At 45.9% G+C, this 18212-nt stretch carries 18 protein-coding genes; 14 read left to right on the plus strand and 4 right to left on the minus strand.

What is annotated here, in order from left to right; translation table 11 throughout:
- The first annotated feature begins 168 nt into the window (after positions 1-168).
- The 9 genes from ITG12_RS13970 (at position 169) to luxS (ending at position 10761) form a co-directional block, all read left to right on the plus strand.
- A complete protein-coding gene (locus ITG12_RS13970; protein ID WP_038870443.1) occupies positions 169-426 on the plus strand; it encodes an oxaloacetate decarboxylase subunit gamma in 258 nt (85 codons plus the stop codon).
- 33 nt (positions 427-459) lie between these two features.
- Complete coding sequence (gene oadA, locus ITG12_RS13975) at positions 460-2250, plus strand: sodium-extruding oxaloacetate decarboxylase subunit alpha (protein ID WP_248873153.1); 1791 nt, start codon at positions 460-462, stop codon at positions 2248-2250.
- Positions 2251-2259: 9 nt separating this feature from the next.
- On the plus strand, positions 2260-3390 hold the full coding sequence (locus tag ITG12_RS13980; RefSeq protein ID WP_038870452.1) for a sodium ion-translocating decarboxylase subunit beta: 1131 nt from the start codon (positions 2260-2262) through the stop codon (positions 3388-3390).
- Between the two features lie 146 nt (positions 3391-3536).
- Positions 3537-4487: an NADP-dependent oxidoreductase gene (locus ITG12_RS13985; protein ID WP_038878895.1), complete on the plus strand. Its 951-nt coding sequence runs from the start codon at positions 3537-3539 to the stop codon at positions 4485-4487.
- A complete protein-coding gene (locus ITG12_RS13990) occupies positions 4481-4942 on the plus strand; it encodes a YqaA family protein (protein ID WP_038870456.1) in 462 nt (153 codons plus the stop codon). Before ITG12_RS13985 ends, ITG12_RS13990 begins: the two co-directional genes overlap by 7 nt.
- 9 nt (positions 4943-4951) lie before the next feature.
- Positions 4952-7795, plus strand: coding sequence for a pitrilysin family protein (locus ITG12_RS13995; RefSeq protein ID WP_038870458.1), 2844 nt, complete (start codon positions 4952-4954; stop codon positions 7793-7795).
- 163 nt (positions 7796-7958) lie between these two features.
- Positions 7959-9527 carry a glutamate--cysteine ligase gene (gene gshA, locus ITG12_RS14000; RefSeq protein WP_038878898.1) on the plus strand — a complete coding sequence of 523 codons (1569 nt, stop codon included), beginning with the start codon at positions 7959-7961 and terminating at the stop codon, positions 9525-9527.
- 19 nt (positions 9528-9546) lie between these two features.
- Entirely contained in the window at positions 9547-10152 is a 606-nt protein-coding gene (locus ITG12_RS14005; protein ID WP_164492027.1) for a hypothetical protein, read from the plus strand.
- A gap of 90 nt (positions 10153-10242) precedes the next feature.
- Positions 10243-10761: an S-ribosylhomocysteine lyase gene (gene luxS / locus ITG12_RS14010; RefSeq protein ID WP_038870464.1), complete on the plus strand. Its 519-nt coding sequence runs from the start codon at positions 10243-10245 to the stop codon at positions 10759-10761.
- 93 nt (positions 10762-10854) lie between these two features.
- On the opposite strand, the gene ITG12_RS14015 is transcribed toward luxS, so the two are convergent.
- Together ITG12_RS14015 and ITG12_RS14020 are read right to left on the minus strand one after the other, a co-directional pair.
- The gene (locus ITG12_RS14015) at positions 10855-12129 is read right to left on the minus strand and encodes a CNNM domain-containing protein (protein ID WP_038870466.1); all 1275 of its coding nucleotides are present in this window, start codon (positions 12127-12129) and stop codon (positions 10855-10857) included.
- A gap of 154 nt (positions 12130-12283) precedes the next feature.
- Positions 12284-13078 carry an inner membrane protein YpjD gene (locus tag ITG12_RS14020; RefSeq protein WP_248873154.1) on the minus strand — a complete coding sequence of 265 codons (795 nt, stop codon included), beginning with the start codon at positions 13076-13078 and terminating at the stop codon, positions 12284-12286.
- 213 nt (positions 13079-13291) lie between these two features.
- On the opposite strand from ITG12_RS14020, the gene ffh reads away from it, so the two are divergent.
- From ffh to rplS, 5 genes are all read left to right on the plus strand, one after another.
- Positions 13292-14677 (plus strand): signal recognition particle protein, encoded by a 1386-nt coding sequence (gene ffh / locus ITG12_RS14025; RefSeq protein WP_038870469.1) that lies wholly within the window; start codon positions 13292-13294, stop codon positions 14675-14677.
- 210 nt (positions 14678-14887) lie between these two features.
- Positions 14888-15136, plus strand: a complete 249-nt coding sequence (rpsP, locus tag ITG12_RS14030) for a 30S ribosomal protein S16 (RefSeq protein ID WP_005438039.1) — start codon at positions 14888-14890, stop codon at positions 15134-15136.
- A 26-nt stretch (positions 15137-15162) separates the two neighbouring features.
- Positions 15163-15711, plus strand: coding sequence for a ribosome maturation factor RimM (rimM, locus tag ITG12_RS14035; protein ID WP_038870471.1), 549 nt, complete (start codon positions 15163-15165; stop codon positions 15709-15711).
- Between the two features lie 27 nt (positions 15712-15738).
- Positions 15739-16482, plus strand: a complete 744-nt coding sequence (gene trmD, locus ITG12_RS14040) for a tRNA (guanosine(37)-N1)-methyltransferase TrmD (RefSeq protein ID WP_038870473.1) — start codon at positions 15739-15741, stop codon at positions 16480-16482.
- A gap of 41 nt (positions 16483-16523) precedes the next feature.
- On the plus strand, positions 16524-16877 hold the full coding sequence (gene rplS / locus ITG12_RS14045) for a 50S ribosomal protein L19 (protein WP_038870475.1): 354 nt from the start codon (positions 16524-16526) through the stop codon (positions 16875-16877).
- A gap of 325 nt (positions 16878-17202) precedes the next feature.
- Here rplS and yacG read toward each other — a convergent pair whose 3' ends face one another.
- Together yacG and zapD are read right to left on the minus strand one after the other, a co-directional pair.
- Positions 17203-17397, minus strand: a complete 195-nt coding sequence (yacG, locus tag ITG12_RS14050) for a DNA gyrase inhibitor YacG (protein WP_038870477.1) — start codon at positions 17395-17397, stop codon at positions 17203-17205.
- Between the two features lie 64 nt (positions 17398-17461).
- On the minus strand, positions 17462-18202 hold the full coding sequence (gene zapD / locus ITG12_RS14055) for a cell division protein ZapD (protein ID WP_038870479.1): 741 nt from the start codon (positions 18200-18202) through the stop codon (positions 17462-17464).
- Positions 18203-18212: the final 10 nt, after the last annotated feature.

Raw genomic sequence — 18212 nt, forward strand, 5'->3', positions numbered from 1 at the left:
CTCTCGAATTGTGATCTGGGTAGTGAATAAATAATCAATATTAAAGATTAATTAAAAGCTTCCTTAAACAAAATTGACAAAATTTAACCAATCGAGATAATCCATTGGTCGGGATTTGACGCTATTAGAGTCCTGCGCATTGTCAGGATGACAAAGAAAGGAAGCAACATGACGAATATAGGAAGCCTGCTAGTAGATGCGGCCACCCTGATGCTAACAGGGATGGCGGTCGTATTTATTTTCCTCACCATTCTAGTTTATCTCGTTCGGCTTTTGTCGAGATTGGTACCAGAAGAAGTACCTGAGCCGATCGCAGCACCAAAAACACGCACCAACGTTCAATCAACCTCTTCAGCTGTTAGTCCACAAGTAGTGGCGGCGATTTCGGCGGCGATTCATAAACATCGCGCCTCTGTCGCGAAGTAGCCGAAAGATAGGATTAAAAAGGAGTTTAAGAGCATGTCTAAACCACTAGCTATTACGGATGTGGTCCTTCGTGACGCCCATCAATCACTGTTTGCTACGCGTATGCGTATCGAAGATATGCTGCCTATCGCAGCGGAATTGGACAAAGTTGGTTACTGGTCATTAGAGACCTGGGGTGGCGCAACTTTTGATTCTTGTATTCGATTTCTGGGAGAAGACCCATGGGAGCGTCTACGTGAGTTAAAAAAAGCAATGCCAAACACGCCGATGCAAATGCTACTTCGTGGTCAAAACCTTTTAGGATACCGCCATTATGCTGATGACGTAGTAGAGAAGTTTGTTGAGCGTGCACACGTTAACGGAATGGATGTGTTCCGTATTTTCGACGCAATGAATGACGTACGAAACTTTCAAACGGCTGTTAAGGCTGCTGTGGATGTTGGTGCACATGCTCAGGGTACGCTGTCTTACACGACCAGCCCAGTGCATAACACAGAGACGTGGGTGGATTTAGCAAAACGCTTAGAAGACCTCGGTTGTCACTCTCTGTGTATCAAAGACATGTCTGGTTTGCTCAAGCCTTATGAAGCAGAAGAGCTGATCACTCGCATCAAAGCATCCTGTGATGTGCCACTAGCGCTTCACTGTCATGCAACGACGGGGTTATCAACCGCGACTGCTGTGAAGGCCGTAGAAGCCGGAATTGATATCCTTGATACCGCGATCTCTTCAATGAGTTGTACTTATGGCCATACGCCGACAGAAACTGTGGTAGCGATGTTGCAAGGTACAGAGCGTGATACCAACTTAAAACTGGACCAAATTGAGCCTATTGCGGCTTACTTCCGTGAAGTGCGCAAGAAGTACGCGAAATGGGAAGGGCAATTGAAAGGGGTGGATTCTCGTATCCTCATTGCTCAGGTTCCTGGTGGCATGTTAACCAACATGGAAGGCCAACTTAAAGAACAAGGGGCGGCAGACCGTCTTGATGAAGTTCTGGAAGAGATCCCACGCGTGCGTGAAGATCTTGGCTTTATTCCCCTAGTAACACCAACCTCACAGATTGTCGGCACCCAAGCCGTTATTAACGTGCTGACAGGTGAACGTTATAAGAGCATCACGAAAGAAACCGCAGGCTTATTAAAAGGTGAATACGGTGCAGCACCTGCCGCATTGAACGCCGATCTGCAAGCAAAAGTTCTTGATGGAAAAGAGGCGATCACGTGTCGTCCTGCTGATCTATTGAAACCTGAAATGGAGACGCTTACTGTCGATTTGATGGAGAAAGCACAGTCTGATGGTATCAAGTTGGCAAGTGAGCGTGTGGATGACGTATTGACGTATGCTTTGTTCCCTCAAGTTGGTCTCAAATTCCTTAAGAACCGTGACAACCCAGATGCGTTTGAACCTGCTCCAACGCTAGAGTCAGCGAAACCAGCAGCTCCGGTAACTCCAGTAGCAACCGGTGGTGTTGAGACTTATAGCGTTCGTGTGGATGGCCAAGTGTACGAAGTGGAAGTCGGCCCACAAGGACAGCTGGCGTCTGTTACTCCAAATGTTTCAGCAGCTCCAGTACAACCAAGTGCTCCCGTAGCTCCAGTAAATACTTCTGCGGAAGCAGTACCGGCACCGCTTGCCGGTAACATCTTTAAAGTGAATGTTCAGCCAGGCGCTGAAGTTTCTGAAGGGGATGTTCTGCTTATCTTAGAAGCGATGAAGATGGAAACCGAAGTTCGCGCGGCTCGTGGTGGCGTAGTGCAAGAGCTGAATGTGAAAGAAGGTGATGCCGTTACTGTTGGTTCACCGCTTCTGAGCTTAGCATAAGGGAGTATCATGGACGGATTGATGACCTTATGGTCAGAAACAGGGATCGCGAACTTTGAGTTCGGCCAAATCTGTATGATGTTGGTTGGTTGTGCACTGCTGTTTTTGGCGATCAAAAAAGGCTTTGAGCCATTGTTGCTATTGCCTATTGGTTTTGGTGCCATCTTGGCTAACATTCCAAATGCAGGCTTTACTGACCCAGGTGGCTTGCTTTACTACGTGTATTACATCGGGATCGAATCAGGTGTCTTCCCACTCTTGATCTTCATGGGTGTCGGTGCGATGACGGACTTTGGTGCCTTAATTGCGAACCCGAAAACGTTGTGGTTAGGGGCCGCTGCTCAGTTTGGTATTTTTGCGACACTATTTGGCGCGATTTTACTTAACTACGTTCCTGGTATGGAATTCTCCATGGCTGATGCATCGTCTATCGCCATCATTGGTGGTGCAGATGGACCTACGGCGATTTTCTTAGCAAGTAAACTGTCTCCGGACCTACTTGGTGCGATCGCCGTTGCGGCATACAGCTACATGGCGTTGGTGCCGATTATTCAGCCTCCGATCATGAAAGCACTTACGACCAAAGAAGAGCGTCAAATTAAAATGGCTCAACTGCGTCATGTCGGTAAGTGGGAAAAAGTACTGTTCCCACTTGCTGTGTTGCTGATGACAATTCTATTCCTGCCATCGGCTACACCTTTGGTTGGTATGTTCTGTTTAGGCAATTTGATGCGCGAAGCGGGTGTAGTGGATCGTTTATCCAAAACCGCTCAAAACGAGCTGATCAACATCGTGACCATCTTCTTAGGTCTTGGTGTCGGCTCTAAACTGCAAGCTGAACAGTTTTTGAATCTAGAAACACTTGGCATTCTGGGTTTAGGCGCAGTGGCATTCAGTATAGGTACTGGTGCAGGTGTTCTGATGGCGAAGCTTCTCAACAAGTTCTCGAAAGAAGACATCAACCCACTTATCGGTGCTGCGGGTGTTTCTGCGGTACCAATGGCAGCTCGTGTTGTGAACAAAGTTGGCTTAGAAGCGAACCCACAAAACTTCCTGTTGATGCATGCGATGGGGCCAAACGTAGCCGGTGTACTTGGTTCCGCAGTCGCGGCTGGTATCTTGTTAGCGCTAGTAGGCTAATCGTCTTGTTCGATTTTTGGTGGATACGCTACGACATAGAATTATCCACCAATTTACAAATTGACGATTAACTTCGGTAAACAAAATGGTTTATAGTCAAAGGGATGCTTTCGCATCCCTTTTTGTTTTCTCGCAGGGAATGGGCTATGGAACACAAACAGATAGTGATTACTAAGTTTGGCGATGCAGACGTTCTCGCCATTCAAACCGCACCAACACCCTCACCTCAAAAGGGTGAAATCCTCATAAAAGTCGCCTATTCAGGCATTAATCCTATCGACGTGAAAACGCGCGCGGGGTTAGGTTGGGCGGCCGCACAAAATAAAGATAACCTTCCTTGGGTTCCGGGGTATGACGTTTCTGGCAAAGTGGCGTCTTGTGGGAAAGGGACATCACGTTTTGAAGTCGGGGACGAGGTTGCTGGTTTCATTGGATTTCCAGCTCGTGGTGGTGGTTACAGCCAATACCTTTGTGTTCCTGAGTCAGCTCTCAGCCGTATTCCCAATTCAGTGACTTTAGAAGCTGCGGCTGCACTTCCTCTGGCAGGGCAAACGGCGGCTCAAGCATTAAGCAAGGCTAATGTTACTGAAGGCGACCGAGTGTTGATTCTCGCTGGTGCAGGTGGTGTTGGCCACATAGCGGTACAAATCGCCGTAGCAACCAAAGCCGAAGTCTTTACCACCTGCAGTGAGCGGAATTTAGACTACCTCGCGACGCTGGGAGCACATGCAGTGAACTATCAATTTGCGCCAGTGTCAGAACGTGTTGAAGATGTGGATGTGTTGATCGATCTTGTCGGTGGTGACGCCGCTTTAGATGCTCTGAAATGTTTGACTGATAACGCCCGAGTGATCACCGTTCCGACCATAACGGCTGAGTTGATTTGTGAGAAAGCAAAACTGCTTGGTTTTGATGCTAGTGGCATGCTGGTGGAGCCGGATCGTGAGCAGCTCGACACCTTACTTTATATGGTGGGGGTTGGTCTGCTAAAAACAGAAATTCAACATGTTTATCCGATGGACGAGGTTGTGGATGCCCACCGACAAGTTGAATCCGGACGGACACGAGGCAAGGTATTGCTTGATATGACATGCTAGAGGCATTTAATGCAGCCTTTGAAAATTTAGCACTATGGTTTTCTGACTCCGCATTATGGGTGTTGTTCATTACTGGATTTCTTAGCGCTACCCTCTTGCCGGGGGGCTCTGAAGCTGGATTGATCGCGACCCTCTCGTTAAACCAGTATTCCGCTACTTCCATCATTATTGTCGCCACGATTGGTAACACGCTTGGTGGATTGACCAACTATTGGCTTGGGCTTTGGATTCCAAATAAGACAAAAGATGAAAAACACGGCCATACGGCACTTAAATGGCTGTCCAAGTATGGATATTGGGGATTGTTCTTTAGCTGGTTACCAGTGATTGGTGACCCGCTATGTTTAGCGGCAGGATGGTTAAGGATGAAATTTCTGCCGTGTATGGTTTTGATATTTTTAGGCAAAGCAGCAAGGTACTCCTTGTTAGCCGCCATCTATCTCGGTTTATTTTAAGGAAAGCGCATGAGAATGTTTTGGGTAAGCGCGTGCTCACTGTTGGTGATCACGGGCTGTGCATCAAACGCCCCAGTATCATCATTGCCTGATGGGGTTACTTTCGTCGAAGCGTCGAAAGCAGAAGAAGGCAAAGTTAAAATTCCATACCAGAAGTATCAACTAGACAACGGTTTAACGGTGATTCTGGCACCAGAGGATTCCGATCCACTTGTGCACGTTGATGTGACATACCATGTTGGTTCTGCACGAGAAGAAATTGGTAAATCTGGTTTTGCTCACTTCTTCGAACACATGATGTTTCAAGGTTCAGAGAACGTTGGTGACCAGCAACACTTTAAGATCATTACTGAAGCGGGTGGTACTTTAAATGGTACAACTAACCGTGATCGCACTAACTACTTTGAAACTGTCCCAGCTAACCAACTTGAGAAAATGCTGTGGTTAGAATCGGACCGCATGGGCTTTTTGCTTGATGCCGTTTCGCAACACAAGTTCGAGATCCAGCGCTCAACAGTAAAAAATGAACGAGCCCAGCGCTACGACAACCGTCCGTATGGTTTGATTTGGGAGCGTATGGCTGAAGCGCTTTATCCTGAAGGTCATCCATATTCATGGCAAACCATTGGCTATGTGGAAGATCTCGATCGTGTTGACGTGAACGATCTGAAAGCCTTCTTCTTGCGTTGGTACGGTCCAAACAATGCTGTGGTGACGATTGGTGGCGATATTGATGTTGAACAGACGCTTGAGTGGGTGAACAAATACTTTGGCTCTATCCCTCGCGGCCCTGAGGTCGATAATGCGCCGAAACAACCAGCGAAGCTGGCAGAGAGTAAGTTCATCACGCTGGAGGACCGAATCCAACAGCCAATGGTAATGATTGCTTGGCCAACCACTTACAGCGGTGAAGCAAGCCAAACTTCGTTAGACACACTTTCTAGCGTATTAGGCAGCGGCACCAACAGTGTGCTCTACCAAGATTTAGTGAAGACACAAAAAGCAGTGGATGCGGGTGCATTCCATGATTGTGCTGAGCTGTCTTGTAACTTCTATGTTTACGCGATGGGCGATTCTGGTGACAAAGGGGACCTGTCAAAGCTTTATGATGAATTAATGGTATCGCTGAACAAGTTTGCGAAAGATGGCGTGACAAAAGACCGTCTTGACCAACTAAAAGGTCAAGAAGAAGCGAATGCGATCTTTGCACTGGAAAGCGTTAAAGGCAAGGTGACGCAACTTGCTTCCAACCAAACGTTCTTTGGCCAGCCTGATTTGATTGAGAAACAGCTTGAGCAGATCCGTGCAGTAACACCAGAATCAGTAGAAAAAGCTTACAGCGACTTTATCCAAGGGAAGAACAAAGTTACTTTGAGTGTGGTGCCAAGAGGGAAAACAGAATTGGCAGTGAAACCTGCTACATTTGTCACCCCAAAACGCACATTACCTGAATACCAAAAGATCACGGATGACCAGTTAGCCTACCGTCGTGCGACTGACAACTTCGATCGTTCTGTTCAGCCTCCGGTTGGTGCTCCAGTCGAAGCAACCATGCCCAAGCTTTACGACATCCATTTCAATAATGGTTCAGAGTTACTTGGTACGGTGAGCAATGAAACGCCAACTATGATGATGCAGTTCAGTCTCCCGGCAGGGACGCGTTTTGTTGAAGAAGGCAAGGAAGGTCTGGCACAGCTGACCGCTGCGATGCTGCAAGAAGGCACAACGCAACACAGTGTGGAAGAGATTCAAGCTGAGCTTGATAAATTAGGTAGTGTTATCTCTGTTGATGCGACGGGCTATACGACTGACATCAGTGTGTCCACACTAGAGAAAAACCTAGCACCAACGCTCAAGATTGTTGAAGAGATGTTGTTGTCGCCTGCATTTAAAGAAGAAGACTTTGAACGAGTGAAAATGCAAGCGTTAGAAGGCTTAGTTTACGAACATCAAAAACCAAGCTGGATGGCCGCGCAAGCCAGCCGCCAAGTTTTGTACGGTGATTCAACTTTTGCTCGTCCAAAAGAAGGCACCAAGGCCGGAGTAAAGGCGCTAACACTAGACGATGTTCGAGACTTCTACGCGAAGCACTATACACCGCAAGGAGCGCAGATCATTGCGGTGGGCGATATCGATAAAGCAGACGTAGAAAAACAACTGACGTTTTGGTCTAACTGGAAAGCAGAAGCAGCACCGTTGTATTCTCCGCAAAAAGTAAACCCTTTGGGTAAGCAACAAATTCACCTAGTGGATAAGCCTGGAGCGCCACAAAGTGTCGTGATGCTCGTACGCCAAGGTATGCCTTACGATGCGACTGGTGATTTTTACCTAGGTCAGCTAGCGAACTTTAATTTGGCGGGTAACTTCAATAGCCGTATCAACCAAAACCTTCGTGAAGACAAAGGCTACACTTATGGTGCTTATGGTTATTTCTCCGGTAATGCGGAAACTGGCTCGGTTGTTTTCACTGCACAAGTGCGTGCGGATTCAACGGTTGCGTCTATTATCGAGATGGAGAATGAGTTGAACGAGTTCTCACAATCGGGCATGACTGACGATGAATTGAAATTTATGCGCCAAGCGGTCGGTCAAAAAGATGCGCTGAAATATGAGACGCCAACACAGAAAGCGAAACTCATCAGTGATATTTTGAAATACGACTTGGATAAAGACTATTTACAGCAACGAAACGCTATTGTTGAGAAAGTTGATAAGCAGACTCTCAACGCTCTAGCCGAAAAATGGTTTGACCCGAACGACTATCAAATCGTGGTTGTCGGGGATGCAAAATCCCTTCGCCCTCAACTAGAAAAGTTAGGGAAAGACGTGGAAGAGCTTGAAATCATTCGATAGAGTACACATTTAATAGCGGAGAGGAGACTCTCCGCTATTCGTTTCTAACTAGATAAATGACTTTTTGATGGGTTATTTATCTAGATGGATTATATATCAATAACTTAGCTTTCACTTGCCACGCTTGGCGAGTGTCCTGCTCCCAATATAAGCGAACCTCATTTTGACTGATTTTGCTGCGCGACTAAAACAAGTTGCATCAAACCCAGAAGTATTTAAGCAGTTTGGACGCGGTGTTGAGCGAGAAACTTTGCGCTATCGTCAGGATGGACACCTAGCAACAACACCTCATCCAGAGGGTTTGGGCTCAGCGTTCACAAACAAATGGATCACGACAGACTTTTCAGAATCTCTACTGGAATTCATTACGCCTGTATCACATGATATCCCTGAATTGATCGGGCAGTTGAAAGACATCCATCACTTCACTCAAACCAAAATGGGTGAAGAGAAAATGTGGCCACTTTCGATGCCATGTTATGTAGGCACTGAAGATGATATTCAGCTAGCTCAATATGGCTCATCAAACTCAGCAAAAATGAAAACGCTTTACCGTGAAGGTTTAAAACGCCGCTACGGTAGCTTAATGCAAATTATCTCGGGGGTGCACTTCAACTTCTCTTTCCCTGAATCGTTCTGGGATGCACTACATGGAGAGCAAGATGAAGAAGCTCGCCAAGAAACGAAATCCGCAGCGTACTTTGCTCTAATCCGTAACTACTACCGTTTTGGTTGGATGATCCCGTACTTCTTTGGAGCGTCACCAGCATTGTGTGGCTCGTTCATTCAAGGACGTGAAACTGATCTGCCATTTGAGAAAATTGGCGGGACGCTTTTCTTACCAAAAGCAACCTCTCTGCGTCTGAGTGATCTCGGTTACACCAACAGCGCGCAAAGCGTGCTTAAGATTGGCTTTAACAGCATTGAACAGTATCTTGAAGGCTTAAGTGACGCTATTCGTCGTCCATCGGATGAGTTTGCAGAGATTGGTGTGAAAGTGGATGGCGAATACCGTCAATTGAACTCAAACATTCTGCAAATTGAGAACGAGCTATACGCTCCAATTCGTCCTAAGCGTGTCACGCAAAGTGGTGAAAAACCATCTGAAGCTCTGACACGAGCGGGTGTTGAATACATTGAAGTCCGTTCTTTAGACGTAAACCCATTCAGTGCGGTTGGCGTGAGTGAGGAACAAGTTCGATTCTTGGACCTATTCCTAACATGGGCAGCGCTTTCTGACTCTGACCCTATGGATAACTGCGAGCTTGAATGCTGGCGTGATAACTGGAACAAAGTTATTGTTTCTGGTCGTGAGAAAGGTTTGATGCTGCAAATCGGTTGCCAAGGCGAGCGTTTATCTCTGCAAGATTGGGCGCACAGTGTATTCGCTGATCTTCGTCAGATTGCGGTTGAAATGGACACCGCGACTGGTGGTAATGCGTACCAAGCGGTTTGCGACAAACTGGAGTCTTGGATTGACGAGCCTGAGCTTACTATCTCTGGTCAATTGCTTGAGCTGACCAAAGAGCACGGCGGTTTGGGTAAAGTGGGTTGTGCGCTTGGTATGAAGTTCCGCGAAGAAAATCTAGCACATAGCTATGAGCAATACTCGGCAGATGCGATGGAAACTGAAGTCGCGACATCGGTAGAGAAACAAAAACAAGCAGAGCAAAGTGACACGTTATCCTTTGATGACTTCTTAGAAGATTACTTTGCTTATCTAAAACAATAATCAGCAGTAAGGGCAGGGATTGGACATTAAGCCGTTAGTGGTGTCTGTGCTTGGAAGCGTAATGTTAGCCGGTTGTGCGACAGCGCCCCCAAAGCAACAAGACAACCTATGTGAAATATTCCGAGAAAAATCTGGTTGGTATGAAGATGCCAAAGACATGGAAGAAGAGTGGGGTACGCCGATAAACGTGGCGATGGCGATCATCAAGCAAGAAAGTAGCTTTCGTCATGACGCTCGACCACCAAAGGATTACGTTCTCGGCTTTATTCCATGGGGGCGCGTAAGTAGCGCTTACGGTTATGCTCAAGCTCAAGACCCTGCTTGGGAAGATTTTCAAGATGCGACGGGTCAAGGTGGTTCACGTACTAACTTCGACGACTCAATGATGTTTGTCGGTTGGTATACCCATGAGACTCGTCGTCAATTAGGCATCTCATTGTGGGATCCTTACAAGCAGTACCTTGCTTATCATGAAGGACGTGGTGGATATAAGCGCGGAACCTATAATAGCAAGCCAAGCTTGTTAAAGGTTGCAAGACGCGTTGAGCAAACCGCAAAGACTTATGGCTGGCAGCTGAAGCAATGTCGTCAGGAACTAGAAGACAACAGCAGCTGGTTCTTTTAACCCCCTAACGAATTCATTTGGACTGGGGGAATGAATAGAAATCAATGCCAATACTCTTGAGTATTGGTCGTTACAATCAGGAGAGATGTAATGCCTTTATTAGACAGTTTTACCGTAGACCACACTCGCATGAATGCACCTGCAGTACGAGTGGCTAAAACGATGCAAACCCCTAAAGGGGATACCATCACGGTATTCGACTTGCGCTTTACTGCCCCGAACAAAGACATCCTTTCTGAGCGAGGAATTCACACGCTAGAGCACTTGTATGCGGGCTTTATGCGCAATCATCTAAATGGTGAAAGTGTTGAGATTATTGATATTTCACCAATGGGCTGTCGTACAGGTTTTTACATGAGTCTAATCGGTACGCCTTCAGAGCAGCAAGTGGCTGACGCTTGGATTGCAGCAATGGAAGACGTATTGAAAGTAGAAAACCAAAACAAGATTCCTGAGCTGAACGAGTACCAATGTGGTACAGCGGCAATGCACTCTCTGGATGAAGCGAAGCAAATTGCAAAGAACATTCTAGAAGCGGGGGTTGCGGTGAATAAGAATGATGAGCTGGCACTACCAGAATCAATGCTGAAAGAGCTACGTATCGACTAACTTAGCTTTTCGTTCAGATAGCTGAAAACATAAGAGCCTGACAGTGTCAGGCTCTTTTTCTTTGCGATTTAAGGCGTGATATTTTGTTCACACTTAGCTGTTTTTCTTCAGCTTTGGATACACTTTTACAAGCTTGATACGGTTCTCTTCTACTTGAACAATTTCCATTGGGTGCCCAGAAACTTGCACACTCAAATGGCTTTGAGGAATATCTTCCAGATGTTCAAGGATCAAGCCATTGAGGGTTCTTGGTCCGTCAGTTGGCAGTTTCCACTTCAAACCTTTGTTGATGTCTCGAATATTTGCACTGCCCTCAATTAAGAAGCTACCATCACCTTGCGGTGTGATCTCTTCGGACAAGCTCGGTGCGATTGATGTGGTAAACTCACCGACGATCTCTTCCAGAATATCTTCTAACGTCACTAGTCCGTTAATGTCGCCATACTCATCGACAATTAAACCGATACGCTGTTTATTACGTTGAAACTTCAACATCTGTACGTTCAGTGGCGTGCCTTCAGGAATGTAGTACACCTCATCGGCTGCGCGTAGCAGTGTCTCTTTGTTGAACTCGTTCTTCTCTAGCATTAAGCGATAAGCTTCACGCAGACGCAGCATACCAACCACTTCATCAATTTGGTCACGGTACAGCACAATACGGCCATGAGGAGAGTGAGTCAGCTGACGAACGATAGATTTCCAATCGTCATTGATGTCGATGCCAGTGATCTCATTACGAGGCACCATGATGTCATTCACTGTGACGTGCTCTAGGTCCAAAATAGACACCAGCATGTCTTGGTGACGACGAGGAATGAGGCCGCCAGCTTCATTTACCACGGTACGCAACTCTTCTGAGCTAAGGTGGTCTTCTGTGGTGTGATCGGCTTTTACGCCGAGTAAACGGATAAAGCCGTTAGTAATAAAGTTCACCAACATGACGAGTGGTGACAGTACCTTCATTAAAATAGTAAGAAGGATACTGCTCGCATAAGAGACGCGCTCCGGATAGAGCGATGCGATCGTTTTCGGTGTCACCTCTGCAAAAACCAGCACCACCATAGTGAGAGCACCAGTTGCAATTGCGACCCCTAAATCGCCATACAAACGCATACCTAAAATGGTTGCGATAGCGGAAGCGAGGATATTAACGAGGTTGTTGCCAATAAGGATCAGGCCAATAAGGCGATCTGGGCGGTCGAGAAGCTTTTCGACTCGCTTCGCCCCTTTATGCCCATTATTGGCTAAGTGCTTTAAGCGGTAACGGTTCAAAGACATCATCCCTGTTTCTGAACCGGAGAAGTAACCTGATATGACGATAAGACACGCGAGTAGCGCAAATAAGATACCCGTAGATATGTCGTCCAAAACGCAGCAGTTCCTTTTATGTGTTTGGTTAATTTATGACCGAGCTAGGTCATGAAGTCAATGGAATAAGGGGTACTCTATTTTATTTGCTCGGCAATATAAAGGATAAGGAGCACAAGGCTCCTTATTAATTGCATTTAATCGATGGAAAGTATCAACTTAAGATGATCTCTTTCACGAAGCGACTACCAAAGTACGCCAAGGTCAACAAAGTCGCACCTGCAACCGCAAACCAAGTCACTTTTTTGCCTCGCCACCCTTTATGGTAGTGACCCCAAAGCAGAATTGAGTACACAATCCAAGCGATGAAAGAAAGGATTCCCTTGTGGGCTTTACCTTGAGCAAACATGTCTTGTACAAACACAAAACCAGTAATCAGCGTTGCCGTGAGCAACAAGTTACCAATCAAGATAATTTTGAATAGCTGACGCTCTACCATCATGAGTGGCGGTAAGTTTGGATTGATTGCGAGTGATTTTTTCGTTTTAAGTTTGTGATCAAGCCAAGCTAACTGGAGTGCGTAGAGTGCACCAATGGTCAACGTGGCGTAAGAGAAGAGTGCGAACGAAATGTGAATAAGTAACTTAGGGTCGTTTTCTAAATGTCTAATAAATGTGCTTGGTAAAAACGTTGCTGCAGATAAATTGATAGCAGCAAAACTGTATACCACAGGCAGCAAGAACCATAAGCGATTCTTAAGCATTGCCACACTCATGACCAAAGAAATAATAAAACTTATTAGCGAAGCAACATTAAGAATACTGAGGTTTTGCCCTGAGCCGTCAAATATCAGGTCACTCAGAATCCAAGCATGAAAAACAAGCGCACATGCCGCACTGGCAAATACGGTTTTGACTTTGATTCCTGACTGCTGAGAGAGTCCAGGTATGATGGTCGCTATCGCCAAAACGTAAAGTATGGCGGCCGCGATGGCAATTAAGCTATCCATGAATCCTAAGAGTTATTGTGCACGATGCTAAAAATTATACCTTGCATTACTCTTTGGGGCTACGGTAGATCCTTCATCAATCACGAGAGATGAGATATTGAAATTAACAAGTTAGCCCTCAAGTTAATGATAAGAGCAGTGTTCGGGTATGACTGTGACGTTGGCTAAGGTATACTCACACTAATTAATCGCCATTTTAGCGAAGAGACAAAGATGTTTGAGAATTTAACGGATAGATTATCCAAAACGCTGAAAAATATCAGTGGCAAAGGTCGTCTGACCGAAGACAACATTAAAGAAACCCTACGTGAAGTGCGCATGGCGCTTTTGGAAGCGGACGTTGCCCTTCCTGTTGTGCGTGAGTTTGTTAACCGCGTTAAAGAAAAAGCGGTGGGCGTAGAAGTTTCTAAATCGCTGACTCCGGGTCAGGAATTCATCAAGATCGTTCAAGCAGAGCTTGAAGGTGTAATGGGTGAATCTAACGAAGCCCTAAATCTAGCAGCGCAGCCGCCAGCCGTTCTTTTAATGGCGGGCCTACAAGGTGCGGGTAAAACCACATCGGTAGGTAAGCTTTCTAAGCTTCTAAAAGAGCGTGATAAGAAGAAAGTCTTGGTTGTGTCGGCCGACGTTTACCGTCCTGCGGCAATCAAACAGCTAGAAACTCTAGCATCAGACATCGGCGTCGACTTCTTCCCATCGTCACCAGATCAAAAACCACTTGATATTGCGAATGCCGCGATCGACCACGCGAAGAAGAAATTCTATGACGTGCTTATTGTCGATACCGCAGGTCGTTTGGCTATCGATGAAGAAATGATGGGTGAGATTAAAGATCTTCACTCTGCTATTAACCCGGTCGAGACACTGTTCGTTGTTGATGCAATGACAGGTCAAGATGCGGCGAACACAGCGAAAGCATTCGGTGATGCGCTACCGCTAACCGGTGTGATTCTGACTAAAGTGGATGGTGATGCACGTGGTGGTGCGGCGCTATCGGTTCGTCATATCACGGGTAAGCCAATTAAATTCCTCGGTGTGGGTGAAAAGACTGACGCACTAGAACCATTCCACCCAGATCGTATTGCATCGCGTATTCTAGGCATGGGTGATGTACTGTCTCTGATTGAAGACCTACAACGCAATGTCGACCAAGACAAAGCAGAAAAACTAGCGAAAAAGTTCAAAGAGAAGAAAGGTTTTGACCTTGAAGACTTCCGTGAGCAGCTAGGTCAAATGCAAAACATGGGTGGCATGATGGGCATGCTAGACAAATTGCCAGGTATGTCTCAATTGCCGTCAGACGTGAAAGACAAAGTTGATGACAAGATGTTCAAGCAAATGGAAGCGATCATCAGCTCAATGACAATGAAAGAACGTCAACGCCCGGAAATCATCAAAGGCTCACGTAAAAAACGTATCGCAGCAGGCTCGGGTGTTCAGGTACAAGACGTTAACCGTCTGCTTAAGCAGTTTACCCAAATGCAAAAGATGATGAAGAAAATGCAAAAGGGCGGCATGAAAGGCATGATGCGCAACATGCAAGGCATGATGGGCGGCGGTATGGGTGGAGGCGGTGGCTTCAATCCATTTGGTCGTTAAACGATTGCCTAGACTTTAGTTTCAGGGTGTTAGCTACATCACAAACTTGAATTTCAATTTATGTTGGTGAAAAAGTAACTAAATACCTTGCATTGCTTCGGGATAAGAGTAAAATTCCGGAGCTTTATTTTGGCACGAGACCCCAGATTGTTCAGTTTTATGGATGATTATTGGGGTTAATTTTATTTTTGAGAAAGCAAAGAGGACGACATGGTAACCATTCGTTTGGCACGTCACGGCGCTAAAAAGCGTCCATTTTATCAAATCGTAGTAGCGGACAGCCGCAACGCTGCAACTGGCCGTTTCATCGAGAAAGTTGGTTTCTTCAACCCAACTGCTAAAGGTCAAGAAGAAGGTCTACGTCTAGACCTAGACCGCGTTAACCATTGGGTTGGTCAAGGCGCGTCTCTATCTGACCGCGTTGCTAAGCTAGTTAAAGACGCTCAAAAAGCGGCTTAATTCTTTTAAGAAGTAGAAACTAGTTTATGTCGATGAAAGGTAAAGAAACGATGAGCAACGAGAAGATTGTTGTAGGCAAGTTTGGTGCTACTTACGGCATTCGTGGTTGGCTTAAAGTTTTTTCCTACACAGACAATGCTGAAAGCATTTTCGATTACAGCCCTTGGTTTGTTAACCAAAAGGGTACGTGGGTTGAGTACAAAGTAGAAAGCTGGAAGCGTCATGGTCAAGGCTATGTATGCAAGCTAGCAGGGTTGGACGTTCGCGAAGACGCGCAGCTGATGACCAACTTTGAAATTGCTATTGACCCTGCGGTACTACCTGAATTGTCAGAAGAAGAATTCTACTGGCGTGAATTGTTTGGGATGCAAGTGGTAACCACTAAAGGTTACGATCTGGGTGTCGTTAATGACATTCTAGAAACTGGCTCAAACGATGTTCTGGTTGTTAAAGCAAATCTAAAAGATGCTTTCGGGCAGAAGGAACGATTAATCCCGTTCCTTGAAGAGCAAGTGATCATTAAAGTTGATCGCACAGCTCAACGGATCGAAGTTGACTGGGATCCTGGATTCTAATCTCCAAAACTACAGAGCGAGATAAACATGTGGGTTGGCGTTATTAGCCTTTTTCCTGAAATGTTCCGTTCTGTTACTGAATTTGGAGTAACAGGTCAAGCGGTTAAAAAAGGTCTTTTGTCAATTGAGACTTGGAATCCTCGCGATTTCACTCACGACAAACATCGCACTGTCGATGACCGACCTTACGGTGGTGGTCCTGGTATGTTAATGATGGTTCAGCCTTTGCGCGATGCCATTCATACCGCGAAAGCAGCCTCACCGGGTAAGACGAAAGTCATTTACCTTTCTCCTCAAGGTCGCAAGCTCGACCAAAAGGGAGTGGAAGAACTGGCAACGAATGAGAATTTACTTCTGATTTGTGGCCGTTACGAAGGGGTAGATGAGCGTATCATTCAATCTGAAGTCGACGAAGAATGGTCGATTGGAGATTTTGTGATGACGGGTGGTGAAATACCAGCCATGACACTGATCGATTCAGTCTCTCGGTTTGTTCCGGGTGTACTAGGCGATTTTGCGTCAGCAGAAGAAGATTCTTTTGCAAATGGTTTGTTAGATTGCCCTCACTATACGCGTCCTGAAATGTTGGATGATAAAGAAGTGCCAGCGGTACTGATGTCAGGCAACCATAAGGATATTCGTCAATGGCGACTAAAACAGTCGCTGGGCCGAACTTGGCTAAGAAGACCAGAGCTCCTGGAAAACCTAGCTCTGACTGACGAACAGGAACAATTACTTGCTGAGTTCATTACTGAACATAACGCAAAGTAACCTAATTTATTTAGTATCAGTTTATTCTAGGAATTTAAAAAATGAGTAACATCATCAAAGCTCTTGAAGAAGAGCAAATGAAATCAGACCTGCCTAAATTTGCACCAGGTGACACTGTTGTAGTTCAGGTTAAAGTTAAAGAAGGTGAGCGTGAGCGTCTACAGGCTTTCGAAGGCGTTGTAATCGCAATCCGTAACCGTGGTCTACACTCTGCTTTCACTGTACGTAAGATCTCTAACGGTGAAGGTGTTGAGCGTACGTTCCAAACACACTCTCCAATCGTTGATAGCATCGAAGTTAAACGCCGTGGTGCAGTACGTCGTGCCAAGTTGTACTACCTACGTGAGCGTTCTGGTAAGTCTGCTCGTATCAAAGAGAAACTTGCTAAGAAGTAATGCTATAACTAGCGTTCTCATAGTAAACGGAGCCCAATTGGGCTCCGTTTTTTTATGCGAGGAAAAAGACGCTGGGTTTAGGGAGTGGACGTTGTCCTTCGAGAATCGGGAACGCTACGAGATTCGAGAGCTTCTCGCTTTAGGAACTGAGAGGTGTAGCTAGTGCAAGAAGTATGGCCTCGAAAGGTTGTTGGCAGAGCTTGTCCTTAGAAAGACAAAATGAACCGAATCCCGAAAAATAAAAAGGGCTGATGTTCCACATCAACCCCTCTCTCTATTCTCGAAGTGTAGAGTTTTCGTTTCTCGACTCTAGCCTCTCAATTCTTTAGTACTGGTCTTCAGACCATCCATCGCTGTCCGACATATCCGGTGCGCCAGCAATGGCGTTTTCTTCGTCAGCCCATTCGCCAAAATCAATCATTTGGCATTTCTTGCTACAAAAAGGGCGGTGAGGGCTTTGCTCTCCCCATTCTACGTCTGCACCGCATTGTGGGCATGGCACGATAGTAATTTTAGACATGATTAAAGAGTCCCATTATGTTGAGGTGTCAAAGGGGGTATAGAAATAATAGTGTGCGTTGGTTTTAGCTACAAACCGCGAGTTCAAACTCAACGTCTTGCGTGCAAGCTTGTCCGCTTTCAAACGACATAAACTTAATCGCGAAGCGGTTCTTATGGCCTGAAATCATCGGATAGACGCCATATTCCATAGGGATGTGTAAACGAAGGATATTCGCTTCATCAGCGTCGCTTTGGAAGAAGCCTGCACGAGCGATTTGTGCTTTGAAGTGGCCTGTTTCGCGAGTCAGTTTTAGCCATAAAGCGAGTGCATCGGACAACGGCTTTAAGCTCTCTTGCCATTGGGCTGCATCGTGCTTTTTGCGTTCGATAGGAAGGTGTAACCAATAATGCAAGGCTGGCAAATCAAAACAGCAAGAACCACCAGGAAGATTAAAGCGCTGGCGAATTGAGCTTAAAAAACGATCTTCTTTCAACGCTTGGCCGAAACGTTCAGCAGTCATCAGTTGGCTATGAACCACATCGATCTCTTTTAGTAGCTCACTTAACGCTTGCTGATCGACGCCTTCAACGTTCAGCCAATTTCGGTAGGCTAAACGTTGTTTCTCAAGATCTTTTGCCAACTCACTTTTCAATTGAATCTGCTCAAAGATTTCAACCATGTCGAAAAGCGCACGGAAGAACAACTGATATTGGTGATTATCGGCAAAACCAGAGGCTAGGTGAGCCTGACGCAGCAAAGACTCAACTCTCAGATAGATGCGAGTTTTCTCATTTAACGGATGTTCAAATTTGTGCGTGGTCATCGACATAAGC

The organism is Vibrio sp. ED002, assembly GCF_023277445.1.
GTDB lineage: Bacteria > Pseudomonadota > Gammaproteobacteria > Enterobacterales > Vibrionaceae > Vibrio > Vibrio jasicida.

Bases quoted from the DNA above. Each gene is read 5' to 3' on its own strand.
- ITG12_RS14020 (WP_248873154.1), bottom strand. From the start codon at position 13,078: ATGGATAGCTTAATTGCCATCGCGGCCGCCATACTTTACGTTTTGGCG.
- ITG12_RS13985 (WP_038878895.1), top strand. From the start codon at position 3,537: ATGGAACACAAACAGATAGTGATTACTAAGTTTGGCGATGCAGACGTT.
- oadA (WP_248873153.1), top strand. From the start codon at position 460: ATGTCTAAACCACTAGCTATTACGGATGTGGTCCTTCGTGACGCCCAT.
- luxS (WP_038870464.1), top strand. From the start codon at position 10,243: ATGCCTTTATTAGACAGTTTTACCGTAGACCACACTCGCATGAATGCA.
- rpsP (WP_005438039.1), top strand. From the start codon at position 14,888: ATGGTAACCATTCGTTTGGCACGTCACGGCGCTAAAAAGCGTCCATTT.
- ITG12_RS13980 (WP_038870452.1), top strand. From the start codon at position 2,260: ATGGACGGATTGATGACCTTATGGTCAGAAACAGGGATCGCGAACTTT.
- rimM (WP_038870471.1), top strand. From the start codon at position 15,163: ATGTCGATGAAAGGTAAAGAAACGATGAGCAACGAGAAGATTGTTGTA.
- trmD (WP_038870473.1), top strand. From the start codon at position 15,739: ATGTGGGTTGGCGTTATTAGCCTTTTTCCTGAAATGTTCCGTTCTGTT.
- ffh (WP_038870469.1), top strand. From the start codon at position 13,292: ATGTTTGAGAATTTAACGGATAGATTATCCAAAACGCTGAAAAATATC.
- ITG12_RS13990 (WP_038870456.1), top strand. From the start codon at position 4,481: ATGCTAGAGGCATTTAATGCAGCCTTTGAAAATTTAGCACTATGGTTT.
- ITG12_RS13995 (WP_038870458.1), top strand. From the start codon at position 4,952: ATGAGAATGTTTTGGGTAAGCGCGTGCTCACTGTTGGTGATCACGGGC.
- rplS (WP_038870475.1), top strand. From the start codon at position 16,524: ATGAGTAACATCATCAAAGCTCTTGAAGAAGAGCAAATGAAATCAGAC.
- zapD (WP_038870479.1), bottom strand. From the start codon at position 18,202: ATGACCACGCACAAATTTGAACATCCGTTAAATGAGAAAACTCGCATC.
- ITG12_RS13970 (WP_038870443.1), top strand. From the start codon at position 169: ATGACGAATATAGGAAGCCTGCTAGTAGATGCGGCCACCCTGATGCTA.
- yacG (WP_038870477.1), bottom strand. From the start codon at position 17,397: ATGTCTAAAATTACTATCGTGCCATGCCCACAATGCGGTGCAGACGTA.